A 15,554-nucleotide genomic window follows, 5' to 3' on the forward strand; every position below is an offset into this window, starting at 1 on the left:
AATTATTTATCAATATAACATATCCTGATCAATAAACATAGTAAAACTATTCCGAAAATAGGGAAAAAATATTTGAAATCGCATACAAAAAGGCACTTGTATAAAAGTTATACAAGTGCCTTTTTTCCAACTATTTTAATAAATCCATTCATTTACAGGCTTGGTGTATTCAACCAATTCATTTTCTTTAAAGAAAATGCCGATTTCGCGTTCTGCACTTGCAGGTGAATCAGAACCATGGATAACGTTTTTACCAACTGTTATACCGAAATCGCCGCGGATTGTTCCAGGAGCTGCATCTTTTGGATTAGTAGAACCCATCATTTGACGTGCAGTCGCAATCACGTTTTCACCTTGCCAAACCATTGCAAAAACTGGACTGGATGTAATGAAATCGACTAATTCGCCAAAGAAAGGACGTTCTTTGTGCTCACCATAATGCTCTTCAGCAACTTCTTTTGGAATGCTCATTAATTTTGCTCCAACAAGTTGGAATCCTTTTTTTTCAAAACGTGCAACGATTTCGCCAATTAGGTTACGTTGTACGCCATCAGGTTTTACCATTAAATATGTTCTTTCCATAATCCCACTCCTAAATCATTATGTATATGATTGTCATTAAAAAGCAACCAACGAAAATAGTATCATTTTTTTGGTAATTTCGCAAGACCGGAAAATCTAGAACTTGCGTCTTCCAATATACTTCGCAATATCTCGAAGGGTTTTCTTTGCTTTATTCGTAGGCAGTTCTTCAAGAACAGCCAATGCTTTATCAAGATAAAGATCACTTAACGCTATCGATTTTTCAATCGCTCCTGATTGTTTAATCAGGGTAATGATTTCGCTTATCTGATTTGGCTGAGTATTCTCATTCACTTTGATGATTTCCTCACGAATTTCCTCGTTTTCCAATGCATACAAAACTGGGGCTGTAATGTTTCCTTGCAATAAATCACTACCTGCCGGTTTGCCTAACTCTGCCTCAGAAGCAGTAAAATCCAAAATATCATCGGTTATTTGAAAGGACATCCCCACATAATATCCAAAACGGTATAAGTTTTTATGGACAGACTCGCTGGCTCCTGCGGCAATAGCCCCTAATTGACAGCTTGCAGCAATCAACAAGGCCGTTTTCCGCTTTATCCTTCGGAAATAATCACGGAAATTTTGATTAAAACGGTATTTATCCTTGATTTGTTGAATTTCGCCAATTGTAACCTCTACAATCGTATTGGCCAAAATTTTATGCGCTGCAGGATCTTTAATATTTGACATTAATTCAAGCGAAAGAGCAAAAACAAAATCACCTGTATACATGGCAATCTGATTATCCCATTTTGATTTTACCGTTGGCTGCCCTCTCCTTAGATCAGCATCATCAATTACATCATCATGAACAAGTGAAGCCATATGGATAAGTTCTAAAGCAACTGCAACGTCTTTCATTACCTCAATATCATAATGACCAAATTTCCCCGCAAGCAAAACAAAAATAGGACGAATTCTTTTTCCTCCAGCTTGAAGTGTATGCATCGAAGCCTGCTTTAAAAGAAACGAATCTGACTGAATCGTTTCCTCAAGCTTCTTTTCAATTATGTTTATATCCGAATTCAAAAATGAATACATCATTTTTAATTTCATTTGTATTCACCAGCTTTTCATCCTGTCTACATATAATCTATCAGTTCTTATACCCAAAATGAACGGCAGCTGCGCCCCCGCTATAGGGTTTATAGAAAACATTCTTAAAGCCTGCATTTTCAAACATGCGGGCAAGCTCCCTCATGCCCGGAAAATCCTTTGCAGATTCATGAAGCCATGAATACTCATTATAGCTTTTTGCAAATAGCTTTCCAAATAAAGGCATAATATAGTGAAAATAAAAATAAAACAGCTGTCGGTATCCAATCAATGTGGGCTGTGAAGTTTCAAGACATACTGCAACCCCACCAGGTTTTAAAACGCGGTTCATCTCTTTTAAAACCTGTAAGTAATCCGGTACATTCCTTAAACCGAAACCAATTGTCACATAATCAAAACTTTGGTCTGGGAATGGAAGTTCCATCGCATTACCGTGAATTAATTTAACTTGATTCAACCCTAAATGATTAACTTTTTCCTGGCCTACCTTAAGCATGTTTTTGCTGAAATCCAACCCAACCACTTCACCGGAAGGGCCTACTGCTTCAGCTAGTGCAATCGTCCAGTCTCCCGTTCCACAGCAAACATCAAGGGCTTTTGAACCAGGTTTAACTTTCATCCTATTCATCGTGTCCTTCCGCCACTTTATATGCTGTTGAAAACTTATCACAGAGTTCATCTTGTCATAGTTATCAGAAATCTTTTCAAAAACCTTATGAACCCGCTGTTCTTTCGATTGCTGCATGATTACCCTTCCTCCACAAAAGTTTTTGCAATTGGCTGTGCTCGATCTAAAATAAAGGAAATTCGCTGTTCAAGTAATTCATTTAAATAAGGAAACTGATTTTTTCCTTTTTCAATCAATTGTTTTGTTTTATGAATATAGCGATCACAAACCATTAGCAGGTCCTGCTGCTGATCGCTCGATAAATTTGATGTTTGCTGTTCATTATACGGAAAAATAATATTTTTTAGTCCTTCAAATAATAATGAACTGCCGTATTGAAGATATTGTTTTTTCTCCGTTAATAGACGCTTAATGAAGAATAGATTTTGGAAAAACTCAGTCCAAGCATCCCCTTGAAAATATTCAGTGAGCTTGATTAGTAAAGAACTTTCAATCCTTTTTATACTCATCATCAGCTTGTCAATTGTATCCGCTTCTCTATGGTAAACCGATATTTTATTTTCATTAATTTCCTTAATTCCTTCAGATAGTGCTTTTATAACCAAAATATCTTCTGATTCAGCAAGAAGTTTATAATATAGACCGCTGAAATAATCCCCTGCTAAAACAGTTAATTGACGGATTTTTTCATCATCGGAGGAAATCGAATTTTGTTCATGGGTATCAAGGGCAATTTGAATTAGCATTGTAGATAAACAGTAGTTTTTGACTTCCCTGTAAGACAATTCGAGTCCATCCATAATTGATAAAAGGATAAGAAGTTTATCTTCGTCAATAATGGGGGTTTCAATATATTTAAGCAAGTATGGGTCCAATACCCTTTGTTCAACCTGCTCTAGAATATCTGTAAATTTTTGTCGAATGTCTGACACTCTAATCACCCTTGCTTCCCCAAAAAGTTTATATCTTTAATCTGTTATTTTCAAATTAAACAGGAAGATTCATGCCTGTTATTCATGTTATTCCGAATAGGTTCGACCCTTTTTTAGACAACAGACACAATTATAGCATAAATGAATTACCCTGAGCGGAATTTCGCAAAATAAACACATTTTCAATGAAGGGAATAGGATTAATCCTTTTGAATTTGAAGATAATCGATTTTCATCGATTATTTTTTCATTTCACTTTCTACTTCGCCAAATTGGGTTAAAACCTTTGCGTTGCCCCTAATTTTTATTGCAGATGTATGCTCCGTAAATTGGGCAATTAACACCTCACCCTTATCTAGCTTTTCAGAATGATGGAATCTAGTATCGGTTCCTCTTGTTAGACCGATCACATTTACTCCGTCATCTAATGCTTTTATCACAACATATTCACTATTTTGGGATTGCCGTTTTTCCAATTATAATCCCCCCTAGCTTTTGGTTTTACTAATTTTTAATTAATGAAAGAATTTCAGAACGTGCATTCGTATCATTCGCAAGTGTTCCACGAACGGCAGTCGTTACTGTTTTTGACCCGGGCTTTTTTACCCCTCTCATCGTCATACACATATGTTCAGCTTCCACAACGACCATTACACCATGCGGCTCAAGCTTCTCCATAATACTATCTGCAATGGTAGAGGTTATCCTTTCTTGAAGCTGCGGTCTCTTCGCAACAGCTTCTACTGCTCGTGCTAATTTACTTAATCCGGTGACACGTCCGTTTTGTGGAATATAGGCAACATGAGCCTTTCCAAAGAAAGGTACAAGATGATGTTCACACATAGAATAAAACGGAATATCTTTAACTAATACTAATTCCTCATGATCCTCGCTAAAAATAGTTTCAAAATGTTTTTTAGGATCCTCATTTAATCCGCTAAATACTTCTTCATACATTTTTGCTACACGTTTAGGTGTATCAAGTAAGCCTTCACGGTTTGGATCCTCGCCAATTGCTTCTAATATTAAACGCACCGCCTCTTCGATTTGGGCACGATTTACATCTGACATGGTGATTCCTCCTACTGTATATCTGTCAAGTATATATGACACATACATATTAGCACAACCTTTTCACTACAGGCAAAAAAGAAAAGCATATACCATTATTTAATGAAAAAAGGTCATGGCTTTAACCATGACCTTAGCTCTTAAGCATTCGCTTAAAGCAATAAATTATGTAATTATTTTACTGCGTCTTTAAGCGCCTTTCCTGGCTTAAATGCTGGAACTTTGCTTGCACCAATCTCAATTTCCTCACCAGTTTGAGGGTTGCGACCTTTGCGTGCTGCACGCTCGCGTACTTCAAAGTTACCAAAACCGATTAATTGAACTTTATCACCGTTTTTCAAAGCATCTAAAATTGAATCAAAAACAGCATCAACTGCTTTGGTAGCATCTTTTTTAGAAAGTTCACTTGCTTCAGCTACTGCATTAATTAGTTCTGTCTTGTTCATGCCATTCACCTCCTCCCAAAGCAATTATTCAAAAACTCGTAAATAAGGTTACTTATCTACATTTCTAAACAGATTTTCCAAATTCTATACGTCATAGTGCGGTTTTATTAACAATTTAATCTTAAATGAATTTTTCTTGTCGTACAATCTATTTTTTTCGAAAAAACCTTATTATATAAAGGTTTTTAGCACCATAACGTAATTCTGTTAAAAGATTATCATAATCATTTCAGCATATCAAGAAAATTTCATGAAATAATGGTAATCTTTTCTTTAAAACAACAAATTTCTACTTTTTTCTCTCTATTTTCTTACAAAATACTACAAAAAAGAAAAAAGACCCCATGCGGAGTCCCTTCTTCTAGAGGATAATGGCAATTAAACCGCCTGATCCCTCGTTAATAATTCTCTCTAATGTTTCTTTTAATTTATATCTTGCATTCTCAGGCATTAGTGAAAGCTTTGCTTGAATCCCTTCTCGAACAATTGAGCTTAGTGACCTGCCGAATATATCAGAATTCCAAATCGATAGAGGATCATCCTCGAAGTCTTGCATTAGATAACGGACCAGTTCTTCACTTTGCTTTTCAGTACCAATGATCGGGGCAAACTCTGATTCAACATCAACCTTAATCATATGAATAGAAGGTGCAACAGCTCTCAGCCTTACTCCAAACCGGGCACCTTGACGGATAATTTCCGGCTCTTCAAGACTCATGTCTGAAAGCGTAGGTGAGGCGATACCATAACCTGTTTGCTTCACCATTTTCAATGCATCAGAGATATGGTCATATTCCGCTTTTGCATGTGCAAAATCTTGCATAAGTTCAAGAAGATGGTCTTTACCCCTAATTTCTACACCGACGATTTCTTTTAAAATATCATCATATAACTCATCTGGAGCGAATAAGTCAATTTCTGCAACCCCTTGCCCCATCTCAATCCCCGCTAATCCTGCACGGTCAATAAAATCATATTCACTGAATTGTTGCACGACCCTGTCAACATCTCTTAATCTCTTGATATCTTTAACGGTATCTTTTACTGCCTCCTGATAACTCTCGCGGAGCCAGTGATTCTCCCTTAAGACCATCACCCAGCTTGGCAGGTTTACATTCACCTCAAGGACTGGGAACTCATACAAGGCTTCACGAAGAACATTGAGTACATCACTGTCCCTCATGCTTTCTACACTCATTGCAATGACAGGAATGTCATATTTTTCAGCAAGGCTCGACCGAAGTGTTTCTGTACTCGGGTGGTAAGGCTGAGCACTGTTGACAACCATTATAAACGGTTTGCCGACTTCCTTTAATTCCTCAACGACTCTTTCTTCCGCCTCGATGTAGTTGCTTCTTGGGATTTCACCAATTGTTCCATCTGTAGTGACAACAACCCCGATGGTTGAATGTTCTTGAATAACCTTCCTTGTTCCAATTTCAGCTGCTTCATGAAATGGAATCGGTTCTTCATACCAAGGAGTGGTAATCATTCGAGGCCCATTTTCATCCTCATAACCTTTCGCACCTGGCACCGTATAACCAACACAATCCACAAGCCTTATATTAACATCCAAACCATCATCAACATGAACTGTCGCTGCTTGATTTGGAACAAATTTCGGCTCTGTTGTCATGATTGTTTTGCCGGCAGAACTCTGTGGAAGTTCATCTTGAGCACGGGATCTGTCAGCCTCGTTGTTTATATTCGGTAAAACAACCAGTTCCATAAATTTTTTAATGAATGTTGATTTCCCTGTCCGTACCGCTCCTACGACCCCTAAATAAATATCACCGCCGGTTCTCTCGGCAATATCTTTAAAAATATCAACCTTTTCCAAGTGATCCCCTCCCGATCATAGACTAAAGTGGGATAATATTATCCATCTAGGTATTTTTGGACAGTATATGTTTATGACGTTGTCCTATATTGTTATGACACTTTTTTAAAAATTTTTTACCCCCCTATTCAAAATTCAGTGCTTTAAAGGTATGTGTCGTGTCTGAACGGTTTGGATCAAGTGAGGGTTTCGAATAAAGATACAGCTATCATGTCGGCGTTATCCTTATTGGGATAGATTTTGTTAACCTATTAACCTAAAAAACCCTTCTCCTACAATATATTTCGCAAGAAAAGGGTTATGACAATTTAATATTATCTTATTTATTCATGAATTTGGTTTCCAGAAAAACAGGCTCTTTTGTTTTAGAATCCACCGTATAGGGTAATGAATAGGCCGGAACAAACATGGAGTTGTTCACGAGAATGGAGCGAATGTCCTCCCCAGGTTTAAAGTTTTTTTTCGTTTTCTTCAGCGCCTGATATAAATCAGCCCGGTAATCTACATAGACCTCTGCATTTCCGGTGATGACAAGAGGAAGATTTTGATTTGAATATGGACTGACTACAGATGGCGGACTTTCAAGACCCAACTTTTTATAATCCAGGGTATACACGTTATTTGCAATACTTTCTTTATAGGGCGGATATCCCTTTGTTTTAATTCTTAAATTAATGTCCCGAAGAGTTTCTGCCATCCTTAAATCCAACAATTTTACGGTTGGTTTTTTTTCAACATCCACGAGCACATACTGAAAAATCCCGCCATTTTCAAAAGCATTTCCCGGAGGCTCAGCCATGTACTTCGGCGATATTTTTTTAAAATCAATCGGATACTTTAAATATATTGGGGTATTGGCTTCCCTTGTTTTAATTGGCAGAATGCCGCCATTTTCCTTCTGAAAAGAATCCACAGCTGATTGAACTGCCTGAATTTGATCTTTATAAGGGATTTGATTCTTTGCTAGTTTTTCATTTGGGTACATGCACCCTGATAAAAAAATAGCCGTAAACACAAAAACGCAGCCTAGCATGAGCCGTTTCATACAATCACCTTTATTTTATGTAATAAGAATAATTTAAGTAAATAAAACGATAAATAAAATAATTCCCGCAATAATCATAAATAAATAAGCTAGAATTGCTGTAATTGCCCGAAAAATCCCTTTTAATTTATAGCGGCTAAGATAAATGGTGAAAATCGCTAAGAACATTAAGGCGATTCCGGCAACAGAAATCCACATTTTAAGCATTCCAGGTGACAAAAATAACTCCCCCTTTTACCGTAGGTTATTATACCATAGTCCAATAAAAAAACTGAAGTAAAGAGGGGCGAATTCTTTACTTCAGTCATTTAGACTAAAATAACCCATACTCCAGCTTCATACTACCATTGTTCTTCGTTGCATTGTATGCTGACATATTAAAAAGCGTATCATCGGACACCTATTTTTTTAGTCAAAAATGCACATTTTTAGTTTTAATCATGTCTTTCGTCTAAAATATTTGTCAGGTCTTCCATTTCCGGTTTTTTTCCACGGCCCATTAAGATATCAACGCCGTCCTTTGCGTTTTTGCCGTTGAACAAGACATCATATAATGCGAAGGTGATTGGCATAACGACATCGTATTTTTTTGCGAGCTGATACGCTGCTTTTGTTGTCCTTACTCCTTCTACCACCATTCCCATATTGTCGAGAACTTCATCAAGTGTTTTCCCCTTACCAAGAAGATTCCCAGCACGCCAGTTCCTCGAATGAACACTTGTACAAGTAACGATTAAATCTCCAATACCCGCTAAACCGGAAAACGTTAGTGGATTTGCCCCCATTTTCGTTCCTAAACGGGCAATTTCCGCAAGGCCTCTGGTGATTAATGCTGCTTTGGCATTATCTCCATAACCTAGTCCGTCCGTAATCCCTGCCGCGAGCGCAATTATATTTTTTAAGGCGCCGCCTATTTCTACACCAATTAAATCGGAATTGGTGTAGACCCTAAAATTATTATTAATGAATAAATCTTGAATTTTTCCAGCCATCTCCATATTTTTCGATGATACGGTCACGGTTGTTGGATGGCGTAAACTGACTTCCTCAGCATGGCTTGGACCGGAAAGTACCACAACATCCCTTAAAAACTCTTTCGGCATTTCTTCTTCAATTATTTCAGTTATTCTCATTAGCGAGTCAGGTTCAATCCCTTTGCTCACATGGGCAATAATAAATGGATTTTTTGCAACCGAAGCGATTTTTCCAATGACTTCGCGAATTGCCTTTGTCGGCACAGCTAAAATAATTGTTTCAACACCTGATAATGAGTCACTCAAAGAAGCATAACCTACAATCAACTCCGGCAGATTGATACCCGGTAAATATTTTTTATTTGTATGAAATTGATTGATTTCTGTGACTTGATTTTCGTTATGACTCCACAAACGGACATGGTGACCATTATCGGCTAGAACCAATGCCAAAGCTGTTCCCCAGCTGCCTGCACCTAAAACAGCGATGGTTTCAGTTTTTTGCTCCATTTACTACACCGGCCTTTCTTATTTTCTTTCTCTGGCAAAGATTTTTATCGGTGTTCCTTCGAATCCAAAAGCATCGCGAATTCGATTCTCCAGGAAACGCTCATATGAAAAATGCAATAGCTCGGGTTCGTTGACAAAGATAACAAAGGTCGGCGGCTTAACAGCAACCTGGGTTGCATAATATATTTTCAGGCGTCTGCCTTTGTCTGTTGGGGTTGGATTCATTGCAACTGCATCCATGATAATATCATTTAACACACTAGTATCAACGCGCATTGAATGATTTTCACTGGCCAAATTAATCATTGGCAATAAGGTATGGATCCGCTTTTTGGTTTTAGCAGATAAAAAGACGATTGGTGCATAACTTAAGAATAGGAAATGTTCCCTTATTTTTTGTTCAAGCTCTTTCATAGTCTTTTCATCTTTTTCAACAGCGTCCCATTTATTGACGACAATAACAACTGCTCGTCCCGCTTCATGAGCATACCCGGCAATTTTCTTGTCCTGTTCAATGATTCCTTCTTCCGCATTTAAAACGACTAAGACAACATCGGAACGTTCAATCGCCCTTAGTGCCCTTAGGACACTGTATTTCTCGGTACTTTCATAAACCTTACCTTTTTTACGCATACCCGCCGTATCAATAATGACATATTTCTCGTCGTTATATGTATAGGGTGAATCTACTGCATCCCGTGTTGTACCAGCAATATCACTGACAATAACACGGTCTTCTCCTAATATAGCATTAACCAAGGAGGATTTCCCAACATTAGGACGTCCAATTAATGAAAACTTAATGACATCCGCACCATAATCATCTCCACTGTCTTTTGGAAAGTGTTTTGCTGCAGCGTCTAATAAATCACCAAGTCCCAGACCATGTGAGCCGGAAACCGGAATAGGTTCACCAAAACCCAATGCATAAAAGTCATAAATTTGTTCCCGCATTTCGGGATTATCAATTTTATTTACACCTAAAACAATCGGTTTTTTTGATTTATAGAGGATTTTCGCTACTTCTTCATCCGCAGCAGTTACCCCTTCTCTTCCGTTAGTTAAAAAAATGATAACATCGGCTTCATCAATCGCTACTTCTGCCTGTTGGCGAATTTGCTCCAAGAAAGGCTCATCACCGATGTCAATCCCTCCAGTATCAATGACATTAAAATCATGATTCAGCCATTCACCAGAACTATAAATACGGTCCCTTGTCACGCCTGGGATATCTTCTACAATCGAAACACGTTCACCGACAATGCGGTTAAAAATAGTGGACTTACCTACATTGGGACGGCCCACAATGGCAATAACCGGTTTTACCATTTACATTCCCATCCTTTCCAATATATAATCAACAACTTATTTATGTTTAATTCTCTAAGCAATATACTCAGGCCAAATCATTCAGTAATAAGTGCTAATGATAAAACCCTTCTATCCATGAGAAGGGCCAACTTAATTAGTTTAACAAATGTTAATCCTTTCCCGCAACGGAAACCTCCGAGGTCAAGATGATTTTTGCTTTGCTTTTTCAGTAAAGTTAAAATGATTTTGAAATATCGCACCTGCATTTTCAAAAAAGCTCCATCCAACAAGCAAAAAGCTGATTAAAGTACAAACATCAAGATAGGCTAATGCACCAATTGAGTATGGAAAATGATATTTATTTAAAATAAACGCATATAAGAATTCTCCTTGCATCGTTCCATTTACAACAATTAATAATCTTCCTCTGAGTGTTTTTTGCAGAATAATGGCTAAATACCCCAATAGAATTCCCATCATCCATTCCTTTTTAATAATAATCCAAATCGGATCGAAAATTTCAAACAAATGAAAGGTAACATACGCAATTCCCATAATATAGGAACAAATAAAAAAATAGATAATTGCTCTAAGCTTTTCCTTACTAATCATTATAAAGGTAAGACTTAAAATGAATACACCGCTTGCATAGATTTCGATATTTCCTAGCTTATAATGAGTAGTTGAAAGAATAATGACGAGTAAAATGGCTGCAGCTAATTTTAGACGATATGGATTCTGCTTTTTTAAAAAGAAAGTTAGATAGACCCAAAAAGACCAGCAAATCCAATAAAATATAGAGCCTTCCACCTTTACCACCTCCTATTATCTTCATTATTGGTTAATCCTATGTATTTTCATACTAACCTGCATAATCTTTACCTAGTGATTCATCTTATAAAGAGGAGGTGTAGAGAGAATGGGAAAAGACCGTCAAGAAAAAAAACTAAAGGCAAGCAGAAGAGTGGAATCTGACAGGGATCAAGCATTGCATTACCCTGGTGCCACCAAATTACAAAGCCCTGAAGAGGCTAGGAGTTTAAACGACTCCAAATATGATTAAATTAAAGTAAAAAAGCATCAATGGACATTTTTCTTGTCCGATGATGCTTTCCTTTATTATTGAATTTTAAACTACACGATTAAAATTGTTTAATGCTTCTTGGTTTAAGACTTTAACTAAAGGCCTGCCGGCTACACCATCAATAATATTTTGGCATGTTTTATGTTTTAATTCCCTTAGAGCATCATCCGAAATATATCCGGAATGCGGCGTAATATAAACCTGATCCAAACTTAGCAGTGGATCGTTTGGATCAGGTGGTTCATTCAACAGTACATCCAAGCCAGCACCAGCAATATGTCCTTCTACTATAGCTTGATACAAATCCTCTTCATTAATAAGCCCGCCCCGGCTGGTGTTGACAATAAAAGACCCCTTAGGCATCTGTTTTAGTTGTTCGTACCCAATGATGTTCTTATTTTCCGGTTTAAAAGGTATATGCAAACTTAAGATAGTCGATTGGCTTAACAATTCGTTAAACGAAACTGATTCCACCGTGTATTTTGAAAATATTTCTTTAGGCACACTAGGAGCATAGGTAATCAAGCGAACTCCAAACGGTTTAAGTTTTTCAGCCACTCTGCGGGCAATTTTGCCAAACCCGAGAAAGCCTACAGTATTTGTACTAAAGCGCTGAATCGGAAGGGTATCCATCGGATCCCATTTTCCTTCTTTTACTTGTCTATTATAAGCTGGGAAACGCCTAGTAACCGTTAACATGTGGGCAATGGTTTGGTCTGAAACCTCTTCAGAGCAAAATTCAGGCACATGGGTGACTTTTATTCCTTTTCTTGTGGCTGCTTCTAAATCAATTGTGTTATATCCAACTGATGAGGCTGTAATCACACGGCAAAAATCCAGCTTTTCTATTAAATCTTCATAGCAGGGAAACCCCACTTGGACGATAACTCCATCCGCATATGGGGCATAAATCGGCCATTCCGCATCCAAAGTTTCGAACCGTGTAACTTTAACATCAAAACCATTTCGTTCAAGGATTGCCCTCTCAACACTGTGATCAATCCACTCATCATCAAGTATCCAAGCCAAATATTTTCCATTTTTCAACATACCCACCCCCTTTTATACATGGTTTGGAGCTTGGCGGCTAATTTCCTGCAACGCCTTGATAAGTTTTTCATTGTTTGCTGCTGAACCAATACTAATCCGAGCGAAAGTTGGGAACCCCCAGGCTGCACAAGGTCGAATAATAAGGCCTTCATGGAATAGTTCTTTTGCCACTTTCGACGTATCCTGTTTCATATCGATAAATAAAAAGTTTGTATGCGTTTCTTCAACATTAAATCCAAGAGAACGGAATTCATTTATCAATTTTTTCATTTCTTTTCTGTTTTCAACCAATGTCTTTTCTGTATATTCAACATCCTCAAGAGCTGCAATTGCACCAGCTTCAGCTACGCGATTACATGCAAACGGTTCACGGACCATTTGCAGAGGTCTAATCAAATCTCCTTTTGCCATTGCATAGCCAACTCTCATTCCTGCCAAACCATACAATTTCGAAAAGGTACGAATTGTAATGACTGGATATCCTTCTTGAATATACTCTACCCCAGTTGAATAATTAGGTATTGAAATAAATTCCCCATATGCCTCATCTAAAACAGCTACGACATGTTTCGGTAACCGACTGAAAAACGCCCTAAGTTCCTTTTCATCTACTATTGTTCCTGTTGGATTATTAGGGTTACAAATAATGACTAACTTTGTTTTCTCATTAATGGCACCAAGTATTGCCTCAAGATCAAACTTGTGATCAAACGTAGTCGGAATCTCTACAGGAATTCCTCCAACTAGTAAAGTGTTTTTATTATATTCAGAGAAGGTAGGAGTACAATAAACCACCTCTTCACCTGGATCAACGTATGAGGCAATTACTAGATTAATAATATTGTCTGCTCCATTTGCAATCACGTAATTTTCCGGATCAAGTCCATGCAGGTTTCCAAGTTTTTGACGAAGCGCAAGACAAGTCAAATCCGGATAATAATGACTTTCAAGAACAGCGTTTTGCATCGCTGCAATCGCTTTTTGTGACGGCCCAAGTGGATTTTCATTTGTTGCTAGTCGAATTACTTCTTTTATTTTTGCTTGGTGTTCTGCATCTTTTACAGCTTGTCCGGGAATATACGGATCTAAATTTCTTACACTATCACGCCATAAATTTTCTGACATTGTTAATTCCTCCTAGATAGATATTCATTAATAAAAATCATTCACTTTGGTTGAAAGTTACTAATATAAAAGAGTGGTAAACTCAAAAATATTTTACACAATATTCAGAATTAGGCTAAGTCATTTTTTGATAACTACTAAAAAAATACACAATAAAACAAAAAATTAGACTGCTTGATTGACATGACCGAATAAACATAAAAAACCCCCTCGATTTGGACTTTTCTATTAAACACGTTAACAAAACAAAAAAGTACAACTTTTCATAAAAATAGGTAGTTACTGGTTAACAAACATTAAGATAGTATTAAGAAGATTCACAAAATTGTTTAAATTAGTAGAGGGAAGGATGGGATAATTAAAATTTACTAAACTGTTGAGGTTGATCAAAAAGTATTTTTTATTGGTTCGTGTAGAGTTTATCTACTATTACCAACGTAAAAAGGGGGAAAATTGAATAATGTATGCTGTTTTAATTTCCGTGTTAATTTTAATCGCTTTAAGTATGTTGAGAGTAAATGTCCTTTTAAGTATTTTACTAGCTGCTATAAGCGCCGGCTTAATTGAAGGACTCTCCATTACTGAAACACTAGCAATGCTTATTTCCGGAATGGGTGGACAAGCTGAAACCGCTTTAAGTGTAATTTTGCTTGGTATTTTCGCAGTTATGATTAAGTATTCAGGAATTACCGGTATACTGGTTAAAAAAATGCTCAAATTTATGAAAGGGAAAAGGGCAATTATTTTGTTAGCTATCGCAGGGGTTTCTTGTTTTTCGCAAAACTTGGTTCCCGTGCATATAGCCTTTATCCCAATCCTCATTCCTCCTTTACTCCATCTGTTTGATCGCATGAAAATAGACCGACGTGGAGTAGCAACAGCCTTAACATTTGGTTTAAAGGCTCCTTACATCATGATTCCTGCTGGATATGGACTTATGTTTCACCAAATTATTGCAAGCGAAATGAAAAAATATGGGATGAATATAGCGGTGGGTCAACTCCCTCTTGCTTTATTAATTCCAGGCTTAGGAATGATTGTCGGATTATTAATTGCGGTTTTCATTACCTATAGAAAAGCAAAGGAAACAGCACCATCAAAAGAACTCGAAAATTCCCTTGCCGAAATGGAAATATCAGCTGCTTCAGAAGTTATTCCATTTACCAAGCAGCATGTTATCACTTTAATCGCAATTGTTTTGTCACTTGGAGTTCAACTTTATACTCATTCCCTTGCCTTAGGAGCGCTTGTAGGAATTTTAGCAATGTTCTTGGGACGTGTTGCTCCGTTTGTCAAAGGCGATGAAATTGTGGATGATGGAATGAAAATGATGGGGGCAATTGCTTTTGTCTTGTTGATTGCTGCTGGTTATTCAACGATTCTAAAAGAAACAGGGGCAATCAATCATTTAGTTTCTAATACATCTAGTATTATCGGGGGCAGTAAACTATTTACCTCTTTTATCATTCTTACAATTGGTTTGTTGATTACAATGGGAATAGGTACTTCCTTCGGTACAATCCCAATATTAGCAGCGGTATATGTTCCTTTATGTATTTCGGTTGGATTTTCACCATTGGCAACGGCAGCTCTGATTGGTACCGCTAGTGCATTAGGGGATGCAGGTTCACCTGCATCAGATAGTACGATTGGCCCTACAATAGGATTAAATGCGGATGGAAAACATAATCACATTTGGGATACATGTGTTCCTACCTTTATGCACTACAATATTCCGCTCTTTATATTTGGAATGATAGCTGCTTATGTTCTATAAAATTCATTCATAAAGCGATAGGACACTTCCCTTAAGATGTGTCCTATTGCTTTATTTTGACATTGATTGAAACCTTCCAAATATCAGGAAAGAAAATGACCAGTCCGGTTCAACCAGGCT

17 protein-coding genes are annotated in these 15,554 nt (G+C 37.3%); 2 read left to right on the forward strand and 15 right to left on the reverse strand.

Translation table 11 applies throughout. The annotated features are described in order from the left end of the window. Window positions 1-135 precede the first annotated feature (135 nt). From ndk to M028_RS0107120, 13 genes are all read right to left on the reverse strand, one after another. Window positions 136-582 carry a nucleoside-diphosphate kinase gene (gene ndk / locus M028_RS0107060; protein ID WP_026573277.1) on the reverse strand — a complete coding sequence of 149 codons (447 nt, stop codon included), beginning with the start codon at window positions 580-582 and terminating at the stop codon, window positions 136-138. Between the two features lie 96 nt (window positions 583-678). Beyond that, entirely contained in the window at window positions 679-1,641 is a 963-nt protein-coding gene (gene hepT / locus M028_RS0107065; protein WP_026573278.1) for a heptaprenyl diphosphate synthase component II, read from the reverse strand. Between the two features lie 40 nt (window positions 1,642-1,681). Then, window positions 1,682-2,386 carry a demethylmenaquinone methyltransferase gene (locus tag M028_RS0107070; RefSeq protein ID WP_026573279.1) on the reverse strand — a complete coding sequence of 235 codons (705 nt, stop codon included), beginning with the start codon at window positions 2,384-2,386 and terminating at the stop codon, window positions 1,682-1,684. 2 nt (window positions 2,387-2,388) lie between these two features. Further along, window positions 2,389-3,201, reverse strand: coding sequence for a heptaprenyl diphosphate synthase component 1 (locus M028_RS0107075; protein ID WP_026573280.1), 813 nt, complete (start codon window positions 3,199-3,201; stop codon window positions 2,389-2,391). Window positions 3,202-3,440: 239 nt separating this feature from the next. After that, window positions 3,441-3,677: a trp RNA-binding attenuation protein MtrB gene (mtrB, locus tag M028_RS0107080; RefSeq protein ID WP_026573281.1), complete on the reverse strand. Its 237-nt coding sequence runs from the start codon at window positions 3,675-3,677 to the stop codon at window positions 3,441-3,443. A gap of 28 nt (window positions 3,678-3,705) precedes the next feature. Continuing rightward, on the reverse strand, window positions 3,706-4,272 hold the full coding sequence (folE, locus tag M028_RS0107085) for a GTP cyclohydrolase I FolE (RefSeq protein ID WP_026573282.1): 567 nt from the start codon (window positions 4,270-4,272) through the stop codon (window positions 3,706-3,708). Window positions 4,273-4,445: 173 nt separating this feature from the next. After that, window positions 4,446-4,718 carry a non-specific DNA-binding protein Hbs gene (gene hbs, locus M028_RS0107090; RefSeq protein ID WP_034676225.1) on the reverse strand — a complete coding sequence of 91 codons (273 nt, stop codon included), beginning with the start codon at window positions 4,716-4,718 and terminating at the stop codon, window positions 4,446-4,448. A gap of 361 nt (window positions 4,719-5,079) precedes the next feature. Continuing rightward, entirely contained in the window at window positions 5,080-6,558 is a 1,479-nt protein-coding gene (gene spoIVA / locus M028_RS0107095) for a stage IV sporulation protein A (protein ID WP_026573284.1), read from the reverse strand. Between the two features lie 319 nt (window positions 6,559-6,877). Beyond that, window positions 6,878-7,603 (reverse strand): hypothetical protein, encoded by a 726-nt coding sequence (locus tag M028_RS0107100; RefSeq protein WP_026573285.1) that lies wholly within the window; start codon window positions 7,601-7,603, stop codon window positions 6,878-6,880. 33 nt (window positions 7,604-7,636) lie between these two features. Beyond that, window positions 7,637-7,822, reverse strand: coding sequence for a DUF2768 domain-containing protein (locus M028_RS0107105; protein WP_026573286.1), 186 nt, complete (start codon window positions 7,820-7,822; stop codon window positions 7,637-7,639). 215 nt (window positions 7,823-8,037) lie between these two features. Beyond that, window positions 8,038-9,087 (reverse strand): NAD(P)H-dependent glycerol-3-phosphate dehydrogenase, encoded by a 1,050-nt coding sequence (locus M028_RS0107110; protein ID WP_026573287.1) that lies wholly within the window; start codon window positions 9,085-9,087, stop codon window positions 8,038-8,040. Between the two features lie 18 nt (window positions 9,088-9,105). Further along, window positions 9,106-10,416 carry a ribosome biogenesis GTPase Der gene (gene der, locus M028_RS0107115; protein WP_026573288.1) on the reverse strand — a complete coding sequence of 437 codons (1,311 nt, stop codon included), beginning with the start codon at window positions 10,414-10,416 and terminating at the stop codon, window positions 9,106-9,108. A 183-nt stretch (window positions 10,417-10,599) separates the two neighbouring features. Next, window positions 10,600-11,208: a YphA family membrane protein gene (locus M028_RS0107120; protein ID WP_026573289.1), complete on the reverse strand. Its 609-nt coding sequence runs from the start codon at window positions 11,206-11,208 to the stop codon at window positions 10,600-10,602. A gap of 109 nt (window positions 11,209-11,317) precedes the next feature. Between M028_RS0107120 and M028_RS31985 the strand changes: the two genes are divergently transcribed. After that, a complete protein-coding gene (locus M028_RS31985; RefSeq protein ID WP_081810677.1) occupies window positions 11,318-11,461 on the forward strand; it encodes a YpzI family protein in 144 nt (47 codons plus the stop codon). 66 nt (window positions 11,462-11,527) lie between these two features. On the opposite strand, the gene M028_RS29580 is transcribed toward M028_RS31985, so the two are convergent. Together M028_RS29580 and hisC are read right to left on the reverse strand one after the other, a co-directional pair. Further along, on the reverse strand, window positions 11,528-12,532 hold the full coding sequence (locus M028_RS29580) for a C-terminal binding protein (RefSeq protein WP_051590960.1): 1,005 nt from the start codon (window positions 12,530-12,532) through the stop codon (window positions 11,528-11,530). 12 nt (window positions 12,533-12,544) lie between these two features. Next, window positions 12,545-13,657 (reverse strand): histidinol-phosphate transaminase, encoded by a 1,113-nt coding sequence (gene hisC, locus M028_RS0107135; protein WP_026573290.1) that lies wholly within the window; start codon window positions 13,655-13,657, stop codon window positions 12,545-12,547. A gap of 460 nt (window positions 13,658-14,117) precedes the next feature. Here hisC and M028_RS0107140 point away from each other — a divergent pair, with 460 nt between their 5' ends. After that, the gene (locus M028_RS0107140) at window positions 14,118-15,434 is read left to right on the forward strand and encodes a Na+/H+ antiporter NhaC family protein (RefSeq protein WP_035423896.1); all 1,317 of its coding nucleotides are present in this window, start codon (window positions 14,118-14,120) and stop codon (window positions 15,432-15,434) included. Window positions 15,435-15,554: the final 120 nt, after the last annotated feature.

This window comes from Bacillus sp. UNC438CL73TsuS30 (assembly GCF_000482325.1).
Classification (GTDB): domain Bacteria; phylum Bacillota; class Bacilli; order Bacillales; family Cytobacillaceae; genus Neobacillus.